Source organism: Dactylosporangium maewongense (assembly GCF_039531485.1).
Taxonomy (GTDB): Bacteria; Actinomycetota; Actinomycetes; order Mycobacteriales; family Micromonosporaceae; genus Dactylosporangium; species Dactylosporangium maewongense.
This window is the reverse complement of record NZ_BAAAQD010000012.1, coordinates 283,787-303,690: the sequence shown is the minus strand read 5'-3', so window position 1 is coordinate 303,690 and position 19,904 is coordinate 283,787. Positions and strand designations below refer to the sequence as shown.

19 protein-coding genes and 1 pseudogene are annotated in these 19,904 nt (G+C 74.3%); 7 read left to right on the top strand and 13 right to left on the bottom strand.

Features of this window, described 5'->3' with window-relative positions:
- Positions 1–193: 193 nt before the first annotated feature.
- Positions 194–742, bottom strand: a pseudogene (locus ABD332_RS60140) (outer membrane protein assembly factor BamB family protein); the annotation flags it as partial.
- A gap of 36 nt (positions 743–778) precedes the next feature.
- Between ABD332_RS60140 and ABD332_RS29650 the strand changes: the two are divergent.
- A complete protein-coding gene (locus ABD332_RS29650) occupies positions 779–1,516 on the top strand; it encodes a hypothetical protein (RefSeq protein WP_344505588.1) in 738 nt (245 codons plus the stop codon).
- Between the two features lie 109 nt (positions 1,517–1,625).
- Here ABD332_RS29650 and ABD332_RS29645 read toward each other — a convergent pair whose 3' ends face one another.
- Both ABD332_RS29645 and ABD332_RS29640 read right to left on the bottom strand, forming a co-directional pair.
- A complete protein-coding gene (locus ABD332_RS29645; protein WP_344505586.1) occupies positions 1,626–3,077 on the bottom strand; it encodes a peptide MFS transporter in 1,452 nt (483 codons plus the stop codon).
- An 80-nt stretch (positions 3,078–3,157) separates the two neighbouring features.
- Positions 3,158–3,664: a GNAT family N-acetyltransferase gene (locus tag ABD332_RS29640; protein WP_344505584.1), complete on the bottom strand. Its 507-nt coding sequence runs from the start codon at positions 3,662–3,664 to the stop codon at positions 3,158–3,160.
- 103 nt (positions 3,665–3,767) lie between these two features.
- Here ABD332_RS29640 and ABD332_RS29635 point away from each other — a divergent pair, with 103 nt between their 5' ends.
- Positions 3,768–5,078, top strand: a complete 1,311-nt coding sequence (locus ABD332_RS29635) for a hypothetical protein (RefSeq protein WP_344505582.1) — start codon at positions 3,768–3,770, stop codon at positions 5,076–5,078.
- A gap of 62 nt (positions 5,079–5,140) precedes the next feature.
- On the opposite strand, the gene ABD332_RS29630 is transcribed toward ABD332_RS29635, so the two are convergent.
- From ABD332_RS29630 to ABD332_RS29620, 3 genes are all read right to left on the bottom strand, one after another.
- Positions 5,141–5,854, bottom strand: a complete 714-nt coding sequence (locus ABD332_RS29630) for an ABC transporter permease (RefSeq protein ID WP_344505580.1) — start codon at positions 5,852–5,854, stop codon at positions 5,141–5,143.
- A 9-nt stretch (positions 5,855–5,863) separates the two neighbouring features.
- Entirely contained in the window at positions 5,864–6,448 is a 585-nt protein-coding gene (locus tag ABD332_RS29625) for an ATP-binding cassette domain-containing protein (RefSeq protein ID WP_344505578.1), read from the bottom strand.
- Between the two features lie 80 nt (positions 6,449–6,528).
- On the bottom strand, positions 6,529–9,435 hold the full coding sequence (locus ABD332_RS29620) for an AfsR/SARP family transcriptional regulator (protein WP_344505576.1): 2,907 nt from the start codon (positions 9,433–9,435) through the stop codon (positions 6,529–6,531).
- Positions 9,436–9,626: 191 nt separating this feature from the next.
- Here ABD332_RS29620 and ABD332_RS29615 point away from each other — a divergent pair, with 191 nt between their 5' ends.
- Positions 9,627–10,325, top strand: a complete 699-nt coding sequence (locus tag ABD332_RS29615; protein ID WP_344505575.1) for a DivIVA domain-containing protein — start codon at positions 9,627–9,629, stop codon at positions 10,323–10,325.
- Between the two features lie 7 nt (positions 10,326–10,332).
- Here the strand turns inward: ABD332_RS29615 and ABD332_RS29610 are convergent, their stop codons facing one another.
- Entirely contained in the window at positions 10,333–10,791 is a 459-nt protein-coding gene (locus tag ABD332_RS29610; protein ID WP_344505574.1) for a carboxymuconolactone decarboxylase family protein, read from the bottom strand.
- 92 nt (positions 10,792–10,883) lie between these two features.
- Between ABD332_RS29610 and ABD332_RS29605 the strand changes: the two genes are divergently transcribed.
- Positions 10,884–11,720: a sigma-70 family RNA polymerase sigma factor gene (locus tag ABD332_RS29605; RefSeq protein WP_344505572.1), complete on the top strand. Its 837-nt coding sequence runs from the start codon at positions 10,884–10,886 to the stop codon at positions 11,718–11,720.
- 74 nt (positions 11,721–11,794) lie between these two features.
- Here the strand turns inward: ABD332_RS29605 and ABD332_RS29600 are convergent, their stop codons facing one another.
- The 3 genes from ABD332_RS29600 to ABD332_RS29590 form a co-directional block, all read right to left on the bottom strand.
- The gene (locus ABD332_RS29600) at positions 11,795–12,781 is read right to left on the bottom strand and encodes a hypothetical protein (RefSeq protein WP_344505571.1); all 987 of its coding nucleotides are present in this window, start codon (positions 12,779–12,781) and stop codon (positions 11,795–11,797) included.
- A gap of 143 nt (positions 12,782–12,924) precedes the next feature.
- The gene (locus tag ABD332_RS29595; RefSeq protein WP_344505570.1) at positions 12,925–13,494 is read right to left on the bottom strand and encodes an OsmC family protein; all 570 of its coding nucleotides are present in this window, start codon (positions 13,492–13,494) and stop codon (positions 12,925–12,927) included.
- Between the two features lie 11 nt (positions 13,495–13,505).
- Complete coding sequence (locus ABD332_RS29590; protein WP_344505569.1) at positions 13,506–14,096, bottom strand: carboxymuconolactone decarboxylase family protein; 591 nt, start codon at positions 14,094–14,096, stop codon at positions 13,506–13,508.
- A gap of 123 nt (positions 14,097–14,219) precedes the next feature.
- Between ABD332_RS29590 and ABD332_RS29585 the strand changes: the two genes are divergently transcribed.
- From ABD332_RS29585 to ABD332_RS29575, 3 genes are all read left to right on the top strand, one after another.
- The gene (locus ABD332_RS29585; protein ID WP_344505568.1) at positions 14,220–16,796 is read left to right on the top strand and encodes an ATP-binding protein; all 2,577 of its coding nucleotides are present in this window, start codon (positions 14,220–14,222) and stop codon (positions 16,794–16,796) included.
- Positions 16,797–16,841: 45 nt separating this feature from the next.
- Positions 16,842–17,024, top strand: coding sequence for a hypothetical protein (locus ABD332_RS29580; protein WP_344505567.1), 183 nt, complete (start codon positions 16,842–16,844; stop codon positions 17,022–17,024).
- Between the two features lie 224 nt (positions 17,025–17,248).
- Positions 17,249–17,743, top strand: coding sequence for a hypothetical protein (locus ABD332_RS29575; protein WP_344505565.1), 495 nt, complete (start codon positions 17,249–17,251; stop codon positions 17,741–17,743).
- On the opposite strand, the gene ABD332_RS29570 is transcribed toward ABD332_RS29575, so the two are convergent.
- The 3 genes from ABD332_RS29570 to ABD332_RS29560 all read right to left on the bottom strand — a co-directional run bounded on the left by ABD332_RS29570 (position 17,698) and on the right by ABD332_RS29560 (position 19,776).
- Complete coding sequence (locus tag ABD332_RS29570; protein WP_344505564.1) at positions 17,698–18,633, bottom strand: TerD family protein; 936 nt, start codon at positions 18,631–18,633, stop codon at positions 17,698–17,700. The two genes, ABD332_RS29575 and ABD332_RS29570, sit on opposite strands and share 46 nt — an antisense overlap.
- A 96-nt stretch (positions 18,634–18,729) precedes the next feature.
- Positions 18,730–19,446, bottom strand: a complete 717-nt coding sequence (locus ABD332_RS29565) for a Clp protease N-terminal domain-containing protein (protein WP_344505563.1) — start codon at positions 19,444–19,446, stop codon at positions 18,730–18,732.
- 111 nt (positions 19,447–19,557) lie between these two features.
- The gene (locus ABD332_RS29560) at positions 19,558–19,776 is read right to left on the bottom strand and encodes a helix-turn-helix domain-containing protein (RefSeq protein ID WP_344505561.1); all 219 of its coding nucleotides are present in this window, start codon (positions 19,774–19,776) and stop codon (positions 19,558–19,560) included.
- Positions 19,777–19,904 lie beyond the last annotated feature (128 nt).

Here is a 19,904-nt window from a genome sequence, read left to right as displayed (position 1 = left end):
CGGTGTCGCCACTGTACGAGGTGACGGCGACCGTGCAGTTCGGGTCGCCACCGGGCGGGTCGTGGTCCGTGGTGACGATCAGGTCTCCTGCGGCGAGCGCGAACCAGCCCCGCTCCCGCGGTACAGACGCCGCCGACGCCACACCGGTCGCCGGGTCGAGCAGGGTCAGGCCGCCCCGGGGTGCCCCGGTGAGCAGCAGCCACGGACCCGCCTGCGGCGCGAACGGCCCCCGCCGCCCGATCGTGTCGGCGCCCACGTTGCCGGTCGCCTTCGGCAGCCGCCACAGCTCCCGCCCGTCGCGCATGTCGAGCGCCACCAGCGTGCACACCACCCCACCGGCCGGGCAGTCTCCACTGTAGACAGCGTCGGCGTAGACGACGGGCCGCCACAGCGACGGCGGCGTGCCCCAGACCGGGGTCCCGGTCGCGGCATCGAGCACGAACACGCGATGGGTCAGCGCCGCCGCGTCCGCCTCCTGAAGGACGACCCGGTCGCCCGCGACGACGGCCACGTGGGCGGCCTTGTCCCGCCGCCACAGCTCTCGCCCGGTCTGCTTGTCCAGCCCGAGCAGCGTCTGGTCGCCGATGACGACCGCGAGGTCCCCGACGACCGCCACGTCCTGCGCCCCGGTCTCGACCTGCACCGTCCACAACGGACGCGGCCCGGGGTCGGGCGTCTCGCCGTGGCCGCAGGCAGCCGTCGCCAGGATGATGCCGATCGTGCCCGCGACAGCCCACCGCATGCACCTCACCGTAGTCCGTGGCGCGACAATTGCCACATGACCGGCGACGACCTGGTGCGGGCGGGCGGGGTGTTCGAGGACGACGCCCTCATCGCCCGCGTGAACGACGCGCTGCGGGGCATGTGGTCGCGGCTCGCCGCGGTGCCCCGCGACGACCCGTTCTGGTCGCGGACCAACCACCGGACCACGTGGTTCAAGGTGCACGACCACGCCCGCGCGTGCCTCGACCGCGACCCGTCGGACGCGGAGGCCCGGCTCGCGCTGGTCGGGCTCGCGATGCGGGCCGGCGCGTTCGACGGCCTCGACCTGCTCGCCGAGGACGCCACGGCGCGCGACGGCGCGGTGCACGACCTGATCGCGGTCACCGAGTGGGTGTGGCTGCAGGTCGGCGTGGACCCCGGCCCGACGCTGGAGCGGGCGCTGCTGACGGTCGGCGGTCCGGCGCTGCGGCGGCTGTCGGCGTCCGGCATGCGCGCGGCGGCGGCCGGTCTCGCGTTCCTCGACGGAGCGTCGTTCGCCGAGGCGATCGGGCGCGATCGGTGGCAGCTGCTGCTGTACGCGCTGGTGGACCCGCCGTTCGACGAGCGGGCGCGGGAGTGCCTGCGCGACGATGCGTCGGCCGTCGGCGACCTGATGGACGAGGCGCGGTGGTGGGCGACCTACCGCGACACCGACGTCACCGGACGCCTTCGGGAACTGCTCGTGAACGCGGCGCCGGGGTCTGCTACGTCGGGGCGGACGGCAGGTACCGGCGGACCTCCGTCGCCACGATGACGGCGCCGGCGCCGGCGCGGGTTCGGGGTCGCCGCCGGTGCACGCGCCGGTCGCCAGGCCGAGCATGACCGCCACCGCCAGCCGCGTGTTCGGCCGCGCTGTGGCGAGGTCAGTGGACGCCGGACAGCAGGCGGCGGATCGTGGGGGTGAGGGCGGCGAGGACGGCGCCGAAGAGCAGGGCGGTGGCGCCGAGCGCTCCGAAGTACCAGGTCTCGTGCGCCTCGTCGTAGTAGCGGGCGAGGACCCCGGACATGGCGGTGCCGAGCGCCACGGACAGGAAGAACAGCGCGACGGTCTGGGTGCGGAACGCCACCGGCGCGACCTTCGTGGACAGCGACAGCCCGACCGGCGACAGCAGCAGCTCCGCGATCGTGAACACCAGCAGGATCCCGGCGAGGGCGAGCAGCGGCGCGCTGTTGGGCCCGCCGCCGGCGAGCGGCAGGAACAGCAGGAACGCCAGCCCCATCACGGCGGTGCCGGCGGCGAACTTGGCCGGGGTCGACGGCTGGCGGTCGCCGAGCCGCGTCCAGAGCGCCGCGAACGCGCCGGACAGCACGATGATGAACACCGGGTTGATCGCCTGGACCCACGAGACGGGCATCTCCCACCCGAGGATCGTGCGGTCCAGCCGCCGGTCGGAGTAGATCGTCACGACGGTGAACTGCTGCTGGTAGAGCGACCAGAACACCGCGCTGGCCAGGAACATCGGGATGAACCCGAGCATGCGGCGGCGCTCGACGGCGGTGACGGCGCGGCTGGTGAGGATGACGACGAAGTAGGTGGCCGCGGCGACGGCGCTGACGACCACGACGGCCGTCGCGAGCCGGTCCGCCGGCAGCAGCCCGCTGACCACGACGGCCCCGACCGCGGCCAGCCCCGCGACGGCGACCGCGGCGACGAGCCACCGCCGTGCGGCGGGCAGCGGGTTGGGCACCTCGCGCGCGGTGTCCTTCAGGTCGCGCCGTCCCATGGTGTACTGGACGAGCCCCACCGCCATGCCCGCGGCCGCCAGTCCGAAGCCGTAGTGGAAGCCGACGTTCTCCTGCAGCAGCCCCGTCAGCAGCGGCCCGGCCAGTGCGCCGAGGTTGACGCCCAGGTAGAACAGCGAGAACCCGGCGTCCCGGCGCGGGTCGTCCGCGGCGTACAACGACCCCACCAGCGACGTCGCGTTGGCCTTCACCCCACCCGAGCCGACCGCGATCAGCACCAGGCCCACGCTCACCCCGGCCAGCCCCGGGATCAGGGCGAGGGCGAGGTGCCCGGCCATGACGAGCACGGCGCTGCCGAACAGGACCCGTTCCGGCCCGAACAACCGGTCCGACGCCCACCCGCCGAGGATGGTGGACAGGTAGACGGCGCCGCCGTACGCGCCGACGATGCTGGTGGCGGTCGCCCGGTCGATGCCGAGCCCGCCGTCGGCCGCCGAGTAGTACAGGTAGATGAGCAGGATGCCCTGCATGCCGTAGAACGAGAACCGCTCCCACAGCTCGACCCCGAACAGGTTCGCGAGCACCCGCGGCTGCCCGAAGAACGTGCGCTCCCTGGTCTCCACCACCGTCATACCGCGTACGCCTACCCGCCCCCACCCCGTCCAACCACCCCTGGCGGGTGAGTATCGACGACCGTGAAAGCTACGCGGGCTCAGACCCCGAACGGCGGGGCGTAGGCGATCGTGCCGGAGGGGACCTCGACCCCGTCCCGCAGCGCCATCGCCATCAGCGCCTCGTCGGGCACGTCGAACGGGGCGCGGATGCCGAACTGCGAGGCCCGGCCGAACCCGAACCGCGGGTAGTACTCCGCGTGCCCCAGAACAACGACGGTCTGCTCGCCCATGGCGCGCGCCGCGTCGAGCGCCGCCCGGATCGCCGCCGAGCCCGCTCCCTGCCGCTGCACCCGCGGCAGGACCGAGCACGGCGCGAGGGCGAGCGCCGGCTCCCCGCCGATGTGGCACCGGGTCAGCAGCGCATACCCGACCGCTTCGCCGTCCTCGCCGGCCGCGACGACGGACAGGCCGTCGATCCAGGCCGGGTCCGCGCGCAGCGCGTCGACGAGGTCGGCCTCCTCCGCCGTCGGGAACGCGGCCAGGTTGACCGCCCGCACAGCCGGCTCGTCGGCCGCGGTCTCGACCCTGGTCACCCACCTCGTCACGCCCGCCATCCTATCGACGCCAGCCGTGCCGCGACCGGTACTCAAGCGCGGTTGAGCACCGCGACGGATGGCCTGTGCCGTTCGAGCCGCGAAGCTGGTCGGCATGGGGAAGCGGCACGCGCTCTTGGTCGGGCAGCTCACCGGGGTCTGGCTGCTGGGCTCGGCCGGGCTGCCCGCCGCGGTCGGGGTCGTGGTCGCCGCCGCGTTCGCCCACAGCCCGGCTGGCCTCGTCGGGGGCGGCATCGTGGTCGCCGGCGTCTTCCTGCTCGTGCTGTGGCTGATCGTGAGAGCGACCGCGGCGGCGTCGGCGCTCGGCGGGACGACCGGGCGGCAGGTGTGGTGGGTGCTGCTCGTGCTGGGGTTCGGTGTGGCGCTGTGGGGGTTCGGCTGGGCGCTGACCGACGAGGCCGGGCTCGGCGTGAGCCGCGACGGCGCGCTCACCCAGCTGTGCAGCGGCATCCCGTTCGCCCTGGTCGCCGGTGTACTGCTACGCGGCTGGCCGGCCCGGCTGACCGCGGCCGGGACCCTGGTGGCGCTCGTCGCGGCCGGACTCGTCGCCCTGGCCCGGTCCTCGCCGGCCCCTCCGCCCGCCGCTGAGCTGCCCCACGATCCGCCGTACGTCGTCAGCATCCCCGGCTACCGTCCCACCGACCCCTCGTTCGGCGGGGTCGTCGGCACCCGGACGTTCACGCCCACCGACCCCGCGGCGATCCCGCAGCCGCGCTGGATCACCGTCCTCGCGTACGCCCGGCAGTACGCGGTGACCGATCCCAGCCCGTGCGGCGAGACCGCGTACGACTCGAGCCTCCGGATCGCCGAGTGCACTGCCGAGCCGGACGGCTGGGTCTACCGCCGCGGCGTCGCGGAGCACGGCTACCAGGTCACCTCCGGCCAGTCGCTCGTCGTGGTGGCCGGCCCGCTCGTCGTGGACCGCCAGGTGCTGCGCGCCGCCGCCGCGACGGTCCACCCGGCGTCCCCGGCGGAGCTGACCGCGCTCAGCTCCGAGGGCGAGGAGGGCGTCTTCTTCGCGTCGTCGCCCGGCTACATCCCACGCAAGCAGGGCATCCCGCCCGGCGTCCGGCTCGAACCCGCCGACCCCGCCGCCTCACCGCAGAGCGTCGTGATCGACGTCTTCGCCGACCTGTCGGAGAACACCTGCGGCGCGGCCACCTGCACCGCGGAGCCCGGCGGCCTGCTCTACCGCCGCACCGACGACACGCACGGCTACGTGATCGCGCGCGGCCACGTCCACGTGTACGCCATGGGCGGCCTCAGGGTCGACAGGGCGCTGCTGCGCCAGGCCGTCCTCGAGGCCCGCCCCGCGACCGAGGAGGAGCTGCGCCGCTCCCTGCCCCCGCCACCCCCACCTGCCAGGAACGCAATGTCCCGCCTCCGCGACTGGCTCCGCGGCTGACCCCGTCATCGGGAAGCTGATCGGGCGGCGCGGTCCGACCGCTGTCGTCACGCTGTCGCCGCTCACGGACGCCGGCGCCGGGTCCGCCACTGGTGCACGGCGAGGACCACGGCGGCCTCGACGGTCCAGGCGGCGAGGACCATGGCGGCGTCGCGGGCGTCGGTGTGCTGGTCGACGGTGCTCCGCGCGACCTCGCCGAGCCAGTACGTCGGCAGCGCCTTCGCCACGTCGACCAGCCAGCCCGGGAACAGCGCCAGGGGCACGAGCAGCCCGCCGAGCAGCGCGCCGACGGTGAGCGCCCCGCCGGCGACGACGGGCTGGTCACGGGCCGCGACGAGCTGGCCGAGCACCAGCCCCAGCAGGGCGAACGGCAGCGTCGCCAGCCAGATCCCGGCGACGATCCGGGTCCACGCGCCCGCGGCCAGGTCGACCTGGTCGACGAACCGGGCGAGCAGGCACACCACCGCGATCGGCGTGGCCGACACCAGCATCGCGGTGAGCGCCTTCGCGGTCAGGTACGCACCCGGGGTCAGCGGCGTGAGGCTGAGCTGCCGCTGCCAGCCGCCGGCGCGCTCCAGCGCGATCCGCGCGGTCGGCAGGGTCGCGGCGATGTACGCGCCGAGCGCGGCCAGGGTCGGCACCAGGTAGGCGTCGCCGTCGAACGGCACGGCCAGCCGGTAGCCGAGGAACAGCACCGCCGGCAGCGCGACGGCCAGCAGCAGGTAGCGGCGGCAGCGCAGGGCCCGCCGGGTCTCCAGCGCGAGATATCCGAGCATGCGGTCCCCCTACGCGATCGCGGCGGCCGGCAGCGCGACGACCCGGTCGAAGACGGCATCGGGCAGGGACCGGGCGGTGACCAGGACGGCCGTGCCGCGCCGGCCGAGGACGCGCAGCGACTCGTGGAAGCCCTCGAACGCGGGCGGCTCGTCGAGCACCACGACGTCCGGGCAGCCGGCGAGCGCCAGCGCGTACCGGACCTGCCGCCGCTCGCCGGGGGACAGCGTCCCGCAGCGGCGCCCGGCGAGGGCCCGCACGCCGGCGAGGTCCAGCGCTTCGGTGACAGGCCTGGAGGACCGGTGCAGCGCGGCGATCATCGCGACCGTCTCGTGCACGCCGCAGTCGTCGAGCAGGGTGCCGTGCTGCAGCATCGCGCCGACCCGCCCGGCGCGGACCGCGTCGCGCGGCGCCCGTCCGTGGATGCTCACCTCACCGGCGTCCGGGCCGGTCAGGCCGAGGACGATCTCGACCAGTGCGGACTTGCCGGCGCCGGGCGGGCCGAGCACCGCGACCAGCGCGCCGGGTGGCACCGACAGATCGAACCCCGCGATGACGTGCCGCTTGACGAGCCCGCTGATCCGGATGGCGTACACGGCGATCTCCCTCGAATCGAACCGTCCGACCTCGACGATCCGATGCTGCGGGCGCCGCTTATCGGGGCGGCATCGCGCGCTTATCCCGCGTCGAGCTCCGCCAGCCGGGACCGCACCTGCGCCTCCAGCCGGGGTGACCGGACGACCCGCAGCAGCTCCAGCGCCGCCCGCAGCTCGGCCGCGGCGAGCCCGGGGTCGCCCGCCGCCGTCGCCAGCTCGGCGCGCGCCACCAGCACCCGCGCCTCCACGATGCGGTCGCCGGCCTCACGCGCCAGCCGGAGCGCCTCCCGCAGCGCCGCACCGGCGCCGGCGAGGTCGCCCATCCGGACGGCCGCCTGGCCGGTGCCGTGCAGCGCGTACGCCTCGCCGACCCCGTCGCCGAGCGACCGCACGACGGTGAGGGTCTGCGCGAAGACGTACGCCGCAGCCTGCGGCTCCCCGGCCTGCAGGTGCAGCTGGCCGAGCCGGTACAGCACCTGCGCCTCGACCCGGCGGCTGCCGGCGCGGCGGGTGTCGTCGAGGGCCTCCGGCAGGATCGCCCGGGCCGCCTCGATGTCGCCGAGCTCGAGCTTGATGTGGGCGAGGCCGTGCAGCACGTACGCGGCGGCGGCCGGATCCCCGATCCGGCGGAACGTGTCGAGGGCCCGCGTGTAGCGGCCGGTGGCCTCGTCCTGCCGGCCGAAGACCCGGTCGATGAAGGCGACGTGGCCCTCGACCAGCGCCACCCCCTGGTCGTGGCCGACCTCGTCGAACAGCGCACAGGCCGTGTCGAAGGACTCCAGGGCGTCGTCGAAGCGCTGCTCGAACATGAGCAGCGAGCCGATCGAATACCGCATCGCCGCCTGCCCCCGCACGTCGCCGGCCGCGGTGGCCGCCTCCAGGGCGACCCGGTGCGTCTCGCGCCAGTCGCCGAGGTAGTTGCGGGACTCGAACAGGGTGACCGCGGTCATCGCCAGCCCCCAGCCGTGCTCGACGAGACCGGCCCGGGCCGCGTGCCGCACCGCCGCGACGATGACCGGACGTTCGCGCTCGAACCACTCCAGCGGCGGGCTGGTCCGCACCGGCAGCGGGAACAGCGACGCGGGCGAGCGCACCCGTAGGAAGTCGCCGCCGTACATGGCGATGTGCGCCTCACCGGCGAGGAACAGCAGCGCGCCGAGGTAGCGCTCCAGCGCCCAGGTCTCGCCGTCGTCCGGGGTGAGCCGCTCGCGGGCGAAGACCCGGATCAGGTCGTGCAGCCGGTACTGTGTGGCCTCCCCGCGGCTCGACCCGCCGGTCTCGACCAGCTGCGCGTCGGCGAGCTCGTCGAGGAGGTCCTGCGCGTCCGGCAGCGGCATGTCGAGCAGCGCCGCCGCGGTCCACCCGGAGAAGTGCGGGACGTCCGGGACCGTCAGCAGGCGCAGCAGCCGCTGGGCGTCGCGGCCGAGATGGTCGTACGTGAGGGCGATGCTGGCCCGCACGCCCATCCCGCTGTGCGCGAGCTCGTCGAGGCGGCGGGTCTCGACCGCGAGCCGGCGCAGCAGCTGGTCCACGCTCCAATGTGGACGGGCGGCGAGCCGGGCGCCGGCGATCCGCAGCGCCAGCGGCAGGTGCCCGCACAGCTCGGCGAGCTCGGCCGTCGAGTCCGACTCGGCCTCGATCCGGTCGGCGCCGACGACCCGGGACAACAGCTGCACCGAGTGGGCGGCGTCGAACACGTCGATGTCCACATGCACCGCGCCCGGCAGCCCGGCGAGCCGCCCGCGGCTGGTGACCATCACCGCCGACCGCGACGAGCCCGGCACCAGCGGGCGGACCTGGCTCTCGCTGCTGGCGTTGTCGAGCACGACGAGCATCCGCCGGTTGGACAGCAGCGCGCGGTAGCGCTCCGCGCACTCGTCCAGCGTCGTCGGGATCTGCGTGCCGGGCACGCCCAGCGCCCGCAGGAACCGTTCGAGCACCTGCATCGCGCTGACCTGCTCGCTGTGCCGGCCGTGCAGGTCGGCGAAGAGCTGGCCGTCGGGGTAGCGGTCGGCGAGCCGGTGCGCGGCGTGCACCGCGAGGGTGGTCTTGCCGACGCCGGGCTTGCCGGGCATCACCACGACCGGCACCGCGAAGCGGGACGCGTCCTGCGCGGCGAGGGTCAGCTGCCGCTCGATCGCGTCGAGCTGGGTGCTGCGGCCGGTGAAGTCGGCGATGTCCGTCGGCAGCAGGTGCGGCGCCGCCGGTGCCGGCGCGACCGCCGCCCGCTCCGGCAGGGCCAGCCGTGGGTCGTCGGTCAGGATCGCGTGCTCGAGCCGGCGCAGCTCCTCCCCGGGCTCCAGGCCCAGCTCGTCGGCGAAGTACCGCCGGGCCGCCCGATACGTCTCGAGGGCCTCCGGAGCGCGCCCCGACCGGTGCAGCGCCAGCATCAGCTGCCCGCGCAGCTTCGTGCGCAGCGGCTGCTCCGCGACCTGGCCCGCGAGCTCGTCGACCAGCTCCCGGTGCCGGCCGAGGCCGAGCTCCAGCTCCACGCACTCCTCGACCGCGGTGTATCTGCGGTCGGTGAGCCGCGCCGCGGCGGACTGGATGAGCCGGCTGTCGATGCCGTCGAACGCGGGGCCGCGCCACAGCGCCGCCGCCGCCCGGTAGCCCGCGACTGCCTCTGTGGCGCGGTTCACGGAGCGCGCCTGCCGCGCCTGGCGCAGCTCCTCCTCGAACCGCCACAGGTCCAGCTCGCCGTCGCCGATGCGCAGCCGGTACCCCTGTGCCTGCGTCACGATCGCGTCAAGATCACCGTGCGTAGCGAACAGGCGCCGCAGCGCAGACACGCAGATCTGCACCTGCACCCGTGCCGTCGACGGCGGCTCCTCGCCGTAGAGCGCCTCGACGAGCCGCTCGAGCCGCACGGCCTTGTCGGCGTCCAGCAGCAACGCGGCCAGCACCGTGCGCTGCCGCTGGCTGCCGAGGTCGAGGCGCTCCCCGTCGGCGGCCAGGACCTCGAGCGCGCCGAGCGCGAGATACCGCATGCACACTCCCCGATGATCGGGTCAACGGTACCGGAGGCGGCGGCAACCGTCGGTAGCCGCGGGTGCTGACTTCCGGCGGCATCTCGGGTACTGTCCGCGTGGCATTCTGCACCCGCCCCCGCTCGCGGCCGGTTCGCGGCCGGAGTGCGGAATCGCCATCGAGGAGGGCAGGGACCATGACGCAGCACGGGATGCGACCGTTTGACGATCGGCTCGCGAACGGTCACGCGCAGCTGAACAACACCGCGGAGCAGCAGGCGCCCCGCCCCGACATGAACTCCATCAACGCCCAGCACCAGGCGTTGCAGGTGCTGACGATGGCGCAGCGCACCGCCGAGGAGCACCTCGACGGCGCGAAGCGCGAGGCGGAGCAGATCCGCGCCGGCGCCCACGCCGAGGCCGGGCAGATCGTGCAGAAGGCCCAGGCGCGCGCCGACGCGCTGCGCGCCGAGGCCGAGAAGATCATCGCCGACGCGCGGGCGCAGGCCGACAGCATCGCCCAGTCGGCGGAGCAGTTCGCCGCCGAGACGGAGCAGAACGCCTCCGACGTCCTGGCCGAGGCGCAGGACCGCTCGGACAAGATCATCCAGCAGGCCCGCGCCAGCGCCCACGAGATCAAGCAGCGCGCCGAGCAGATCTACGAGGACGTCGTCGGTGGCCTGACCGCCAAGCGGCAGGCCCTGCAGCAGCAGATCGAGGCCCTGGAGCGCTTCGACCACGAGTACCGGTCGCGCCTCACCTCGTTCATGCAGCAGCAGATGCGCGCCCTGTGGGTCAGCCAGCCGCAGGTCGAGGCCGACATCGAGGACGCCGAGGCGGTCGCCGGCGAGCTGGTCGCCGGGCCCCGGCACGAGCAGCAGCCCGAGCCGGAGCCGTCCCGCGACGTGTGACCCGCCGTCACTCCCAACGGGTGCCCGCGGGCACCCGAAGGGTGGTGTTGATGCGGTTGAAGAAGTTCGTGACCGCGACCATCAGCACGAGCGCGCCCAGCTGCCGCTCGTCGTAGTGCTTCGCGGCCTCGGCCCAGATCTCGTCGGTGACCGCGCCCGGCCGGTCGGCGAGCCGGGTCGCGGCCTCGGTGAGCGCGAGCGCGGCCCGTTCGGCGTCGTCGAACGCCGGGTGCTCGTACCAGGCGGCGACGGCGAGCAGCTTGTCGGTGCCGATGCCGGCCTTGGCGCCGCTCACACCCCCGGCGTCCACGCAGGCGCTGCAGCCGTTGATCTGGCTCGCCCGCAGGTGCACCAGTTCGAGCGTCTGCCGCGGTACGCCTCCCGCGTACACCTGCTTGTACAGGTGCTGGATCGCGGCGGTGATGTCGGGCTGGGTCGCGGTGTTCTGGATTCGTGGTGTCGTCATGCCATTGCGACGTCCGCCGCGGCCGGAAGGTAACGCGTTACCTTTGCGGTCCCGTGGACGTCGTGATGGTGACACCGCATTGGGGGAACGCCGTGACCGACGAGTTCGATGCTCACCGTCCGTATCTGCACGCCGTCGCGTACCGCATCCTCGGCAGCCACGCCGACGCGGACGACGCCGTGCAGGAGGCGTGGTTGCGGCTGGCCCGGACCGGGTCCGAAGGCATCGACGACCTGCGCGGCTGGCTCACCACGGTCACCTCGCGGATCTGCCTGGACACGTTGCGGGTCCGTGGCCGGCGCGGCGAAGAGCCGCTGGAGCTGCTCGTCGGCTCCCTCTCCGACGACGCGGACCCCTCGCGGGAAGTGCTGCTCGCCGAGTCGGTGGGTCTCGCGCTGTACGTCGTGATGGACGCGCTCACGCCGGCGGAGCGGGTGTCGTTCGTGCTGCACGACGTGTTCGACGTGCCGTTCGACGCGATCGCCGGCGTCCTCGGGCGCAGCACCGCCGCCACGAAGATGCTCGCCAGCCGCGCCCGGTCCCGCGTGCGTCTCGGCCGCCCCTCAGCCGGCGACCAGCCCGGCGACCAGGCCGCCGCCCGGCAGGTCATCGACGCGTTCCTCGCCGCCGCCGGCCGGGGCGACGTCGCCGCGCTCCTGACCGTCCTCGCCCCCGACATCGAGCTGCGCGCGGCCGGCACCCTCATCCGCGGCGCCACCGCCGTCGCCACCCAGGCCACGACGTTCGCCCGCCCCGACGCCGTGGTCCATCCCGCGCTCATCGACGGCGTTCCCGGCGTCCTGGTCACGGTCGGCGGCCGCCCGGTGACGGTCATGGCCTTCACCGTCACCGGCGGCGTCGTCACCAGGATCTCGACGCTGACCGACCCGGCCAGGCTCGCCCAGATCGTGCCCTCCTGGGTCGCCTGACCGCCCGCCGGGACCGGGGTCCGCTGCTCGTCCGGTCGCTCGTCCGGTCGCTCGTCCGGCGCTTTATTCGTCGCTTATTCGTCGAACGGGTCCCAGTGGGCGGCGTACCGCAGCAGGGAGCGGGCCAGGTCGGGGTGCGCCGCCGCCCAGCGGGTGTCGAAGACGAACCACTGGTCGAAGCCGAAGAAGCTGTCGATGTGCCGGGCGACCTGCGCGATGTGCGGCGCCAGGCTGACCCGCGTCCCGGCGAGCGGCTTGGCCGCCAGGTCCTTGAGCACCCGCTGATGGATCAGGTCGTGCTCCGCCACGGTGTCGATCCCGGCCGGCTCGGGGTCGTAGCCGCCGAGCCGCGCGAACCGCTCCATCGCCGGCCCGATGTCGCCGTCCTGCAGCCCGACGAGGGCGCGCAGCAGCCGCGCGTCGTGCGGCCAGCCCAGCGCCTCCGGATCGGCGGCGTCGCGCAGGTGCCCGGCGAGCTCCGGCAGCGTCAGCCCGGGGAACGCCACCGCGCCCGCCAGGTCAAGGTTCGTCCCGGTGCCGGGGTGCTGCCAGCAGGTGCGGACCGAGTAGACGCAGTCCGGTCCGGCACCCGCGGGCCGCATGGTCTGCACCGGCACGTCGTGGTCGAAGGCCCCGTCCGACGCTCCCGCGGGCAGCGGCCACCCGTCCCACAGCAGGAACGCGACCCGGTCCGGCGCCGCGGCCACGTCCTCGATGAAGTAGTAGGCCAGGTCGACCTCGTCGTCGTCGGTGCGCACCCGCAACGTGTGCTCGTCGAGCCGGATGAAGGTGCCGTCGTCGTCGCCCTCGACCCAGAGGTGCTCGTCGAGCAGCCCGCGGAGCTCGTCGATTGTGTCGGGGCGGGGCAGGTGCAGCTCCCGCGCCTCCGCGAAGATGGACTCGAGCCCGTAGACCCCGCCGTCGAGCTCGTCGCCGACCCAGCCGTCCGGGTCCTCCTGGTCCCAGCCGCGCCGGAACCACTCCAGCACCGTCGCGTCCGCAACCCTGATCACCTGCTTGCTGAGCGGCGACTCGTCCCGCCACCGGCGCACGAAGTACACGCCGCAGAGCTTATGTCCTTACCGGCGTCAGGACGGGCCTGCCCAGTGGCGGGGCGTCGCGTCCGGGACCAACGGTGATGCGCACATGTGGGGGGTTCCTGTCGGTGTGGGGCCTCTGTGGCTGAGTGGACGCGTTGGCCGGTTCAAACGGTTGCGACCTCGATCGTGACCGGGACCACGTTGGTGAGGACGTCGAGGACGGCCGAGCGGGCCCGGGAGTGCTCGACCAGGTCGCGCAGCTGGTCGGCGGGGGCGTCGCCCGTGACGGTGAAGCGGACGGTGATCTGGCCGAAGCCGTTGCGGACGGCCGGGTCGAGGCCGAGGACGCCGTTGAGGTCGAGGTCGCCGGTGACGGTCGAGCGGACCTCGGTGAGGCGGATGCCGCGGGCCGCGGCGGCGGTCGCCAGGCCGGCGGTGAGGCAGGACGCGAGCGCGTGCAGGACGAGCTCCGGTCCGGTCGGGCCGTTGTCTCGGCCGGCGAGGACGGCCGGGTGGTCGGCGTCGAACTGGAACGTGCGCTCGTGCGTGCGCTCCTCGCCGCCGCCGGAGTAGTCGTGGATCGTGCCGCGGTTGTGGGTGCCGCTGATCCACTCGTTGTGGGCCCGGAATTGGAACGCGGCCGCGGCCGGGTTGCCCCGGACCGCGTCGGCGGTGGCGGAGAGGGCGGCGACGTCCACGCCGTTGCGGCTGGAGTCGTCGCGCGTCGAGGCCATGACTGCGCCCGTTACGAGGCGACGGGGCGGCCGAAGGTCACCGCGTCGCGCACGGCGGCCGGGGTCGAGGCGTGCAGCGCCTGGTCCGGGCGGGCGCCGAGCGCGTCGTTGACCGTCGAGAACGCCAGCCGCAGCGCCACGAACACCGTCATCGTGAAGATCTGCGGGTCGCTGAAGCCGGCGTCGCGCAGCACCTGGACGTCCGCCTCGGTGGTGCCGTTCGGGTCGCGGGCGACCTTGCGGGCCCAGCCGGCCATCGCCCGCTCCTCGGAGCTCAGGCCGGCGTCGCTGCCGGTGAGCACCCCGGCGGCGGTCTCCGGTTCGCTGAGCCCGGCCAGCTTGCCGCCCCAGGCGAGCGCGCAGTACGAGTCGCCGAACGCCGACGCGCAGGCGGTGACGAGGATGCCGCGCTGCCGCAGACTGAGCCGGTCGCCGGCGTTCGCGTTCCGGAGCAGCTCGAACAGCCCCGACAGCGTCTCCGGCTGGTACGCCCACAGGCGCGAGTTGTTCATCACGTACCCGAGCTCGGCGACGTCGTCGTCGAACAGGCGCTGCGCCTCGGCAGTCGGCTCGGGGGTCGCGAGAAAGCCTGCGGTGTCCATGCTGCTCCTGTCCGGTGGTGTACTGACCGCATCAGCTTCGCCGATGGGCCCCGCCGGGTCATCCGTACGTTGCACGGAACCTCCTACGGAGTTTTTGTCAGACCTGCCGGGGAGAATGCGGGCATGAGCGTCGAGGGGCAGGGCCGGGCGGCCGGCGTCACCGATCGCGAGGCGGAGGTGCTGCGCGCGGTCGGGGAGCGGCTGCGCAACCGGGAGATCGCCGAGCGGCTGCACCTGTCGGTGCGGACCGTGGAGAGCCACGTCGCGGCGCTGCTGCGCAAGCTCGGCGTCGCCGACCGGGCGGCGCTGGTCGAGGCCGGTGCCGCGCTGCGCCGTCCGGCCCGCTCCACGCCGGCCCTGCCCGCGCCGCTGACCAGCCTCGTCGGCCGGGACCGGGAGGCCGGCGAGGTCGGGGCGCTGCTGCGCGAGCACCGGCTCGTCACGCTGACCGGGCCGGGTGGGGTCGGCAAGACCCGGCTGGCGTTCCGGGTCGCCACGGGCGTCACGGCCGACGCGGGCGGCGTGGGCGGCGTGGGCGGTGCGGGTGGCGTGGGCGGTGCGGGTGGCGCGGGTGGTGCGGGTGGCGTGGGTGGCGTGGGTGGCGTGGGTGGTGCGGTGTGGCTCGCGGACCTGGCGCCGGTCACCCCGGATCTTGTCGGTGACGTCGTCGCGCGGGCGTTGGGTGTCGTGCCGGAGCCGGGCTGGTCCCTGACCGACATCCTCGGCGACGCCGCCGCCGGCCTGCCGGGTCTGTTGCTCGTCGACAACTGCGAGCACGTCGTGGCGGCCGCCGCCGACGTCGTCGCCACGCTGCTGCGCGCCGGCGGGCCGCTGCGGGTCCTCGCCACCAGCCGCGAGCCCCTCGGCGTGCCCGGCGAGGTCACCTACCAGGTGGACCCCCTCGATGTGCCGGCCTCCCTGGATGCGGCGGACATCGCGGGCAGCGCGGCGGTGCGGCTGTTCGTGGACCGGGCCGCGACCGCCGCGCCGGGGTTCGCCCTGACCGACGGCGTCGCCCCCGCCGTCGCCGCACTCTGCCGGCGGGTCGACGGCCTGCCGCTCGCGATCGAGCTGGCCGCGTCGCGGCTGCGCACGTTCGGGCCGGCCGAGCTCGTCGAGCACCTCGACCAGCGCTTCGACCTGCTCTCCACGGGTGCCCGCACCGCCGGTCCGCGGCACCGGACCCTGCGCAGCGCCATCGACTGGAGCTATGAGCTGCTCGACGCCGACGAGCGCGTCCTGTTCGACCGGCTCGGCGTGTTCCCCGCCGACTTCGACTTCGACGCCGTGCAGGCGGTCCACGGCGAAGCGCGGGCGGCGGTCAGAGTGCTGCCGGCGCTCGTCGACAAGTCGCTCGTGTCCACTGCCGGCGGGGAGCCGCGCCGGTATCGGCTGCTGGAGACGATCCGGTCCTATGCCGCGGAGCGCCTCTGCGCCGGCGACGCCGAACCCGGCGCGCGCCGCCGCCACGCCGCGCACTTCCTCGCCTTCGGCGAGCGCGCCGCCGAGGGGCTCAGGCACGCCGAGCAGCGGGCGTGGTTCCTGCGCGTCTCGACGGAGCAGCCGAATGTGCGCGCCGCGTTCTCGTACAGTGTGGACACCGGCGACACCGAGTCGGCATGGCGCTGGATCGCGGCCCTGGAACGGTTCTGGGACCTGGCCGGGCAGCGCCGCGAGGCGCAGGAGTGGATCCAGCGGACCCTGGCCGCCGGCAAGCCGCCCGCGACACCGGCGGCGGTCGCCGGGCTCGCCGCGGCCAGCGCCGTGCTGCACCCCAGCGACGCCGGCACCGCCTTCGACCTCGCCGAGCAGGCGCGGCAGCTCGCCACCGGCCACGACCCGCTGACACGGGCGACCGCCGCCCGCGCGGTCGGCATGTGCTCGACCTGGATCCGGCCGGAGCTGAGCCACCCCGCGCTGCGCGAGGCCCTCGACGGGTTCCCCGAGGACCGGGGGTGGGACCGGGCGCTCACGATGCAGGGCCTCGTGCTGGCATCGCGGGCACTGAGCGAGGCCCTGCAGTGGGGCCGCGACAGCGTCACCCTGTTCCGCCACGCCGGCGACCACGTGTATGCGGCCAACACCCTGTTCATGATGGCGCAGCGGGCCATGGCGGCGGGCGTCGCCGACGACGACATCCACGCCTGGCTGACGCAGAGCCGGGCGATGGCCGAGGCCGCCGGCAGCGAGGCCGACATCGTCCACGCCGACGTCGGCCTCGCCCAGTGGGCGTTCGTCCGCGGCTCCACCGCTCGCGCCGCCGACCTCATGCACGACGTGCTGCCGGCGCTGCGCAGGCTCGGCGACCGCCGCTGCGCTGGGCGGGCGCTGTTCGTCCTCGGCGAGCACGCCAGGCGCACCGGCGACCTGCCCCGCGCCGGCGAGCTGCTGCGCGGCTGCGCCGAGGCGGTCCTGGTCGCCGGCCAGTCGGTCGTGCTCGTGCAGTCCCTCGAGGCACTCGCCGCGCTCGCCGCCGCGCAGGACCAGCCCCGGCCCGCCGCCATCCTGCTCGGCGCCGCGTATCGCCAGCGCGAGTCGTCCGGCCCCCACCTACGCCCGTCGAAGCCGGCCGACGAGGACCTGCACCGCGACCTCGCGACCACGCTGGGACGCCCGGCCTTCGACGACGCCTACGCCGAAGGCCGCACCCTCACCCCAGCCGACGCCCTGCGCCGCGCATTACCCGAACCCGACGCGTAACGACTCACGCCATCGGCGGACGCCTGCCGCGCCGAGCTCGGCGCCGTGCACCGCCAGCGCGAGTCGTCTGGCCCCCACCTGCGCTCGTCGAAACCGGCCGACGAGGACCTGCACCGCGACCTCGCGACCACGCTGGGACGCCCGGCCTTCGACGACGCCTACGCCGAGGGCCGCACCCTCACCCCGGCCGACGCCCTGCGCCGCGCATTACCCGAACCCGACGCGTAACGACTCACGCCATCGGCGGACGCCTGCCGCGCCGAGCTCGGCGCCGCTTCGGTTGATCCCGCAGCCAGCGACGGCCATGCCTGCCGCGGCGGCTTGGCAGCGCTTCGATTGACCCCGCAGCCGGCGGTGCCACGCCTGTCACGACCGACTCGGTGCCGCTTCGATTGACCCCGCAGCCAGCGGCGGTCATGCCTTCCGCAACGGCGTGGTGGGACGATGGCTGGGTGAAGCTCGAGTCGCTGCTGCCCGCCGGGGCGCGGTCTCCGGCGGACTACCTCCGGGCGGCGCAGGACCTCCGGCTCGACCAAGCCGGGCTCGACGCGCTCGCGGGTAGCGGGTATTCGTTCGTCCGGATGGCGGTGGCGCGGCGACCGCAGGCCGCTGCCGGCACGCTGGTGCGCGTGCTGGACGGCGACTACGACTGGTGGCAGTTCAACGATCTGCTGCGCGTTGTCGCCGGGCATCCCAATGCCGACCGTGGCGTGCTGCTGCGCGTCCTGCACCATGTCGCAAGGCTGCTCGAGGCGGCGGAGGTCCGGCCGTACGTGGCGGCGTTGACGCTGGCGGGCCGGCACGAGCTCACCGAGGCCGAGGTGCTGCGGCTGGCGGCGTTGCCTGGGAGCTCGCGGCGGCTGCGGCGGCGGCTGCGGACGGTCGTCGCGGGGCGGGGTGGTCAGCTCTTGCCCGGGACGGTCACCCACTTGATGCCCCAGTTGTAGGCGGCGTCGACGGCGTCGTTTCGGTACTGGCCGGGGGCCTGGACGATGTAGCGGGACTCGCGGCGGACGACGAGTTCGCCGTTGATGTTCTCGATGAGGAACAGGGCGGCGGCCCGCGCCATGACGGTGCACTCGTCGAGGCGCATCTCGATCGGGGCGCCGTGCTGGGGGAAGAGGGTGGCGACGGCGTCGAAGCCGGCGAACGAGGTGGCGCCGGCGTAGATGCTCGCGAAGATGAGAATCCGGCGGAACTTGTCTGTGTGGTCGAGGTTGATGGTGAGGTTCTCGCCCGCCTCGTTGGCGCCGGTGCGGTCGTCGCCGTCGAGCATGATGTACGGCGGGCGGTCCAGCGCGCCGAAGCTGCCGCCGATCGGGTGGACGATGCCCTTGCGGCCGTCGACGTGTTCGTACAGGCAGCACAGGTCGAGGTCCAGGTCGGGCAGGTGGGCGGTCTTCTGCTTGCCGAAGAGGCCGCGCTTGCCGAGGGAGCGCATGCTCCAGTTGAGGTTGACCCGCAGCGACCCGGACCGGCCGCCCTGCTTGGCGAGCGACACCGTCGGCGCCTGCCTGGTCAGTGTCACCTTCGTCAACCGCACCGGCACGGCGGGAGTCGCAGGTGCGACGATCGACGGCTCCACCCGGCCCAGGTCCACGAACACCGTGTCGGTGACCTGGTTCCCCGCGGTCGCCTTCCCCTCGTGCCGGACCGCCCCGGCCGGGTGCGCCGGCTGGTTGTAGAACACGAAGTCGTTGTCGTCCCGGACCTTGCCGTTGACCAGCAGCAGCGCCGAACCGCCGGCGTCGGGCACGCCGGCGCCGGACTGCCATCCCACGACCGCGCGGACCGCCGGCGCCTGTACCGGCAGGTTGGCGCACTTGCGCATCGACATAGTGAAACCCCTCCCCGTCGGGGGCAATATGCCCAAACGCCATCCGGCCACCCGCCACCGCCCTCACCCTGTAAGCAGTGAGGACGGATCGGGCCGTTACATCGTTTGGCCGGCAATGACGGCGGGGAGGGCGCCGGGTGAGGTGGCCGTGCGGCCGGTGGTTCGCTGGTACCGGGCGACGAGGTCGTTGCGGCGCGAACGGTGCCACAGGCGGCGGTCCGCGCGGAGGATCAGGTTGCGCCGCGGCGGCGGGAAGGACCGGCCGAGGTCGGCGAGGAGCCCGGCGATGTCCACGCCGGCGGTGTCGAGCGTCCAGGCGGCGCCGGGGTCAAGCGCGGTGAGCGCGAACGCGAGATGCTCCGTGCGATGGTCCCGCTCGCGGCGGGCGAGGGCGAGCCGGAGCGACGCCTCGAAGGCCGCCTGCGCGTCGAGCCCCATCGGCGGCCGCTTCTGCGCGGACCACCGCCGCGCCTTCGCGGCGCCGAGCGGCAGCAGCGGCTCCCGCCAGGTGACCCGGTCGAGGGCCGTCGGGGTGACACCCTCGAGGAGCCGGTCGATGTCGAGCCCGAGCGACGCGAGGACCTGGCGGTCGTCGGCGACGCCGGCGCCCAGCGGCGCGGCCCGGCACACGGCGTCGAGGATCGCGGGCTCGGTCGCGCCGTGCCGGGCGAGCACCGCGGCGACCTCGTCGGTGCCGGTGGTGAGCGCGAGCAGCAGGTGCTCGCTGCCGGTGCGGGGGTGGCCGAGCTCGCGGGCCCGCAGCACGGCGCGGCCCATGGTCCGGCACAGGTCGGGATGGCTACCGCGGAACATCAGTCCTCCTCGCGACGACGATGCGATCGGTGATGGCGACCGGCGATGGCGATCGGTGGTGGCGATCAGTGATGGCGGCCGGCGTTCGCGGTCGACGGTGGCAGCGGCGCATCAGTCGTCGCCGGTGCCGCGGTGCTTGCGGTGCACGGTCTGCTTGGTGACGCCGAGCCGCAGCGCGATGTCCTGCCACGACCATCCGTCCCGGCGGGCGGCGGCGACCCGCTCGGCCTCCAGCTGCTCGGTCAGGCGGCGCAGGCGGGCGACGGCCCGCAGCGCGACGTCGTGGTCGCTGTCGTGCGCGGCGCGACCGAGCTCGTCGATCACGGTCATACCGTCAGCATAAGCTGACGCCGGAGCAATCGTCAACATGTGCTGACGCAAACCGGGGACGACAGGCCTGCAGCGCGCCGGGCTTCGCTGTACACAGGCCGCAAACGCCAACGGCACGTGCCGACCCC

Bases quoted from the DNA above. Each gene is read 5' to 3' on its own strand.
- ABD332_RS29650 (WP_344505588.1), top strand. From the start codon at position 779: ATGACCGGCGACGACCTGGTGCGGGCGGGCGGGGTGTTCGAGGACGAC.
- ABD332_RS29645 (WP_344505586.1), bottom strand. From the start codon at position 3,077: ATGACGGTGGTGGAGACCAGGGAGCGCACGTTCTTCGGGCAGCCGCGG.
- ABD332_RS29635 (WP_344505582.1), top strand. From the start codon at position 3,768: ATGGGGAAGCGGCACGCGCTCTTGGTCGGGCAGCTCACCGGGGTCTGG.
- ABD332_RS29630 (WP_344505580.1), bottom strand. From the start codon at position 5,854: ATGCTCGGATATCTCGCGCTGGAGACCCGGCGGGCCCTGCGCTGCCGC.
- ABD332_RS29620 (WP_344505576.1), bottom strand. From the start codon at position 9,435: ATGCGGTATCTCGCGCTCGGCGCGCTCGAGGTCCTGGCCGCCGACGGG.
- ABD332_RS29615 (WP_344505575.1), top strand. From the start codon at position 9,627: ATGCGACCGTTTGACGATCGGCTCGCGAACGGTCACGCGCAGCTGAAC.
- ABD332_RS29610 (WP_344505574.1), bottom strand. From the start codon at position 10,791: ATGACGACACCACGAATCCAGAACACCGCGACCCAGCCCGACATCACC.
- ABD332_RS29595 (WP_344505570.1), bottom strand. From the start codon at position 13,494: ATGGCCTCGACGCGCGACGACTCCAGCCGCAACGGCGTGGACGTCGCC.
- ABD332_RS29590 (WP_344505569.1), bottom strand. From the start codon at position 14,096: ATGGACACCGCAGGCTTTCTCGCGACCCCCGAGCCGACTGCCGAGGCG.
- ABD332_RS29585 (WP_344505568.1), top strand. From the start codon at position 14,220: ATGAGCGTCGAGGGGCAGGGCCGGGCGGCCGGCGTCACCGATCGCGAG.
- ABD332_RS29570 (WP_344505564.1), bottom strand. From the start codon at position 18,633: ATGTCGATGCGCAAGTGCGCCAACCTGCCGGTACAGGCGCCGGCGGTC.
- ABD332_RS29565 (WP_344505563.1), bottom strand. From the start codon at position 19,446: ATGTTCCGCGGTAGCCATCCCGACCTGTGCCGGACCATGGGCCGCGCC.
- ABD332_RS29560 (WP_344505561.1), bottom strand. From the start codon at position 19,776: ATGACCGTGATCGACGAGCTCGGTCGCGCCGCGCACGACAGCGACCAC.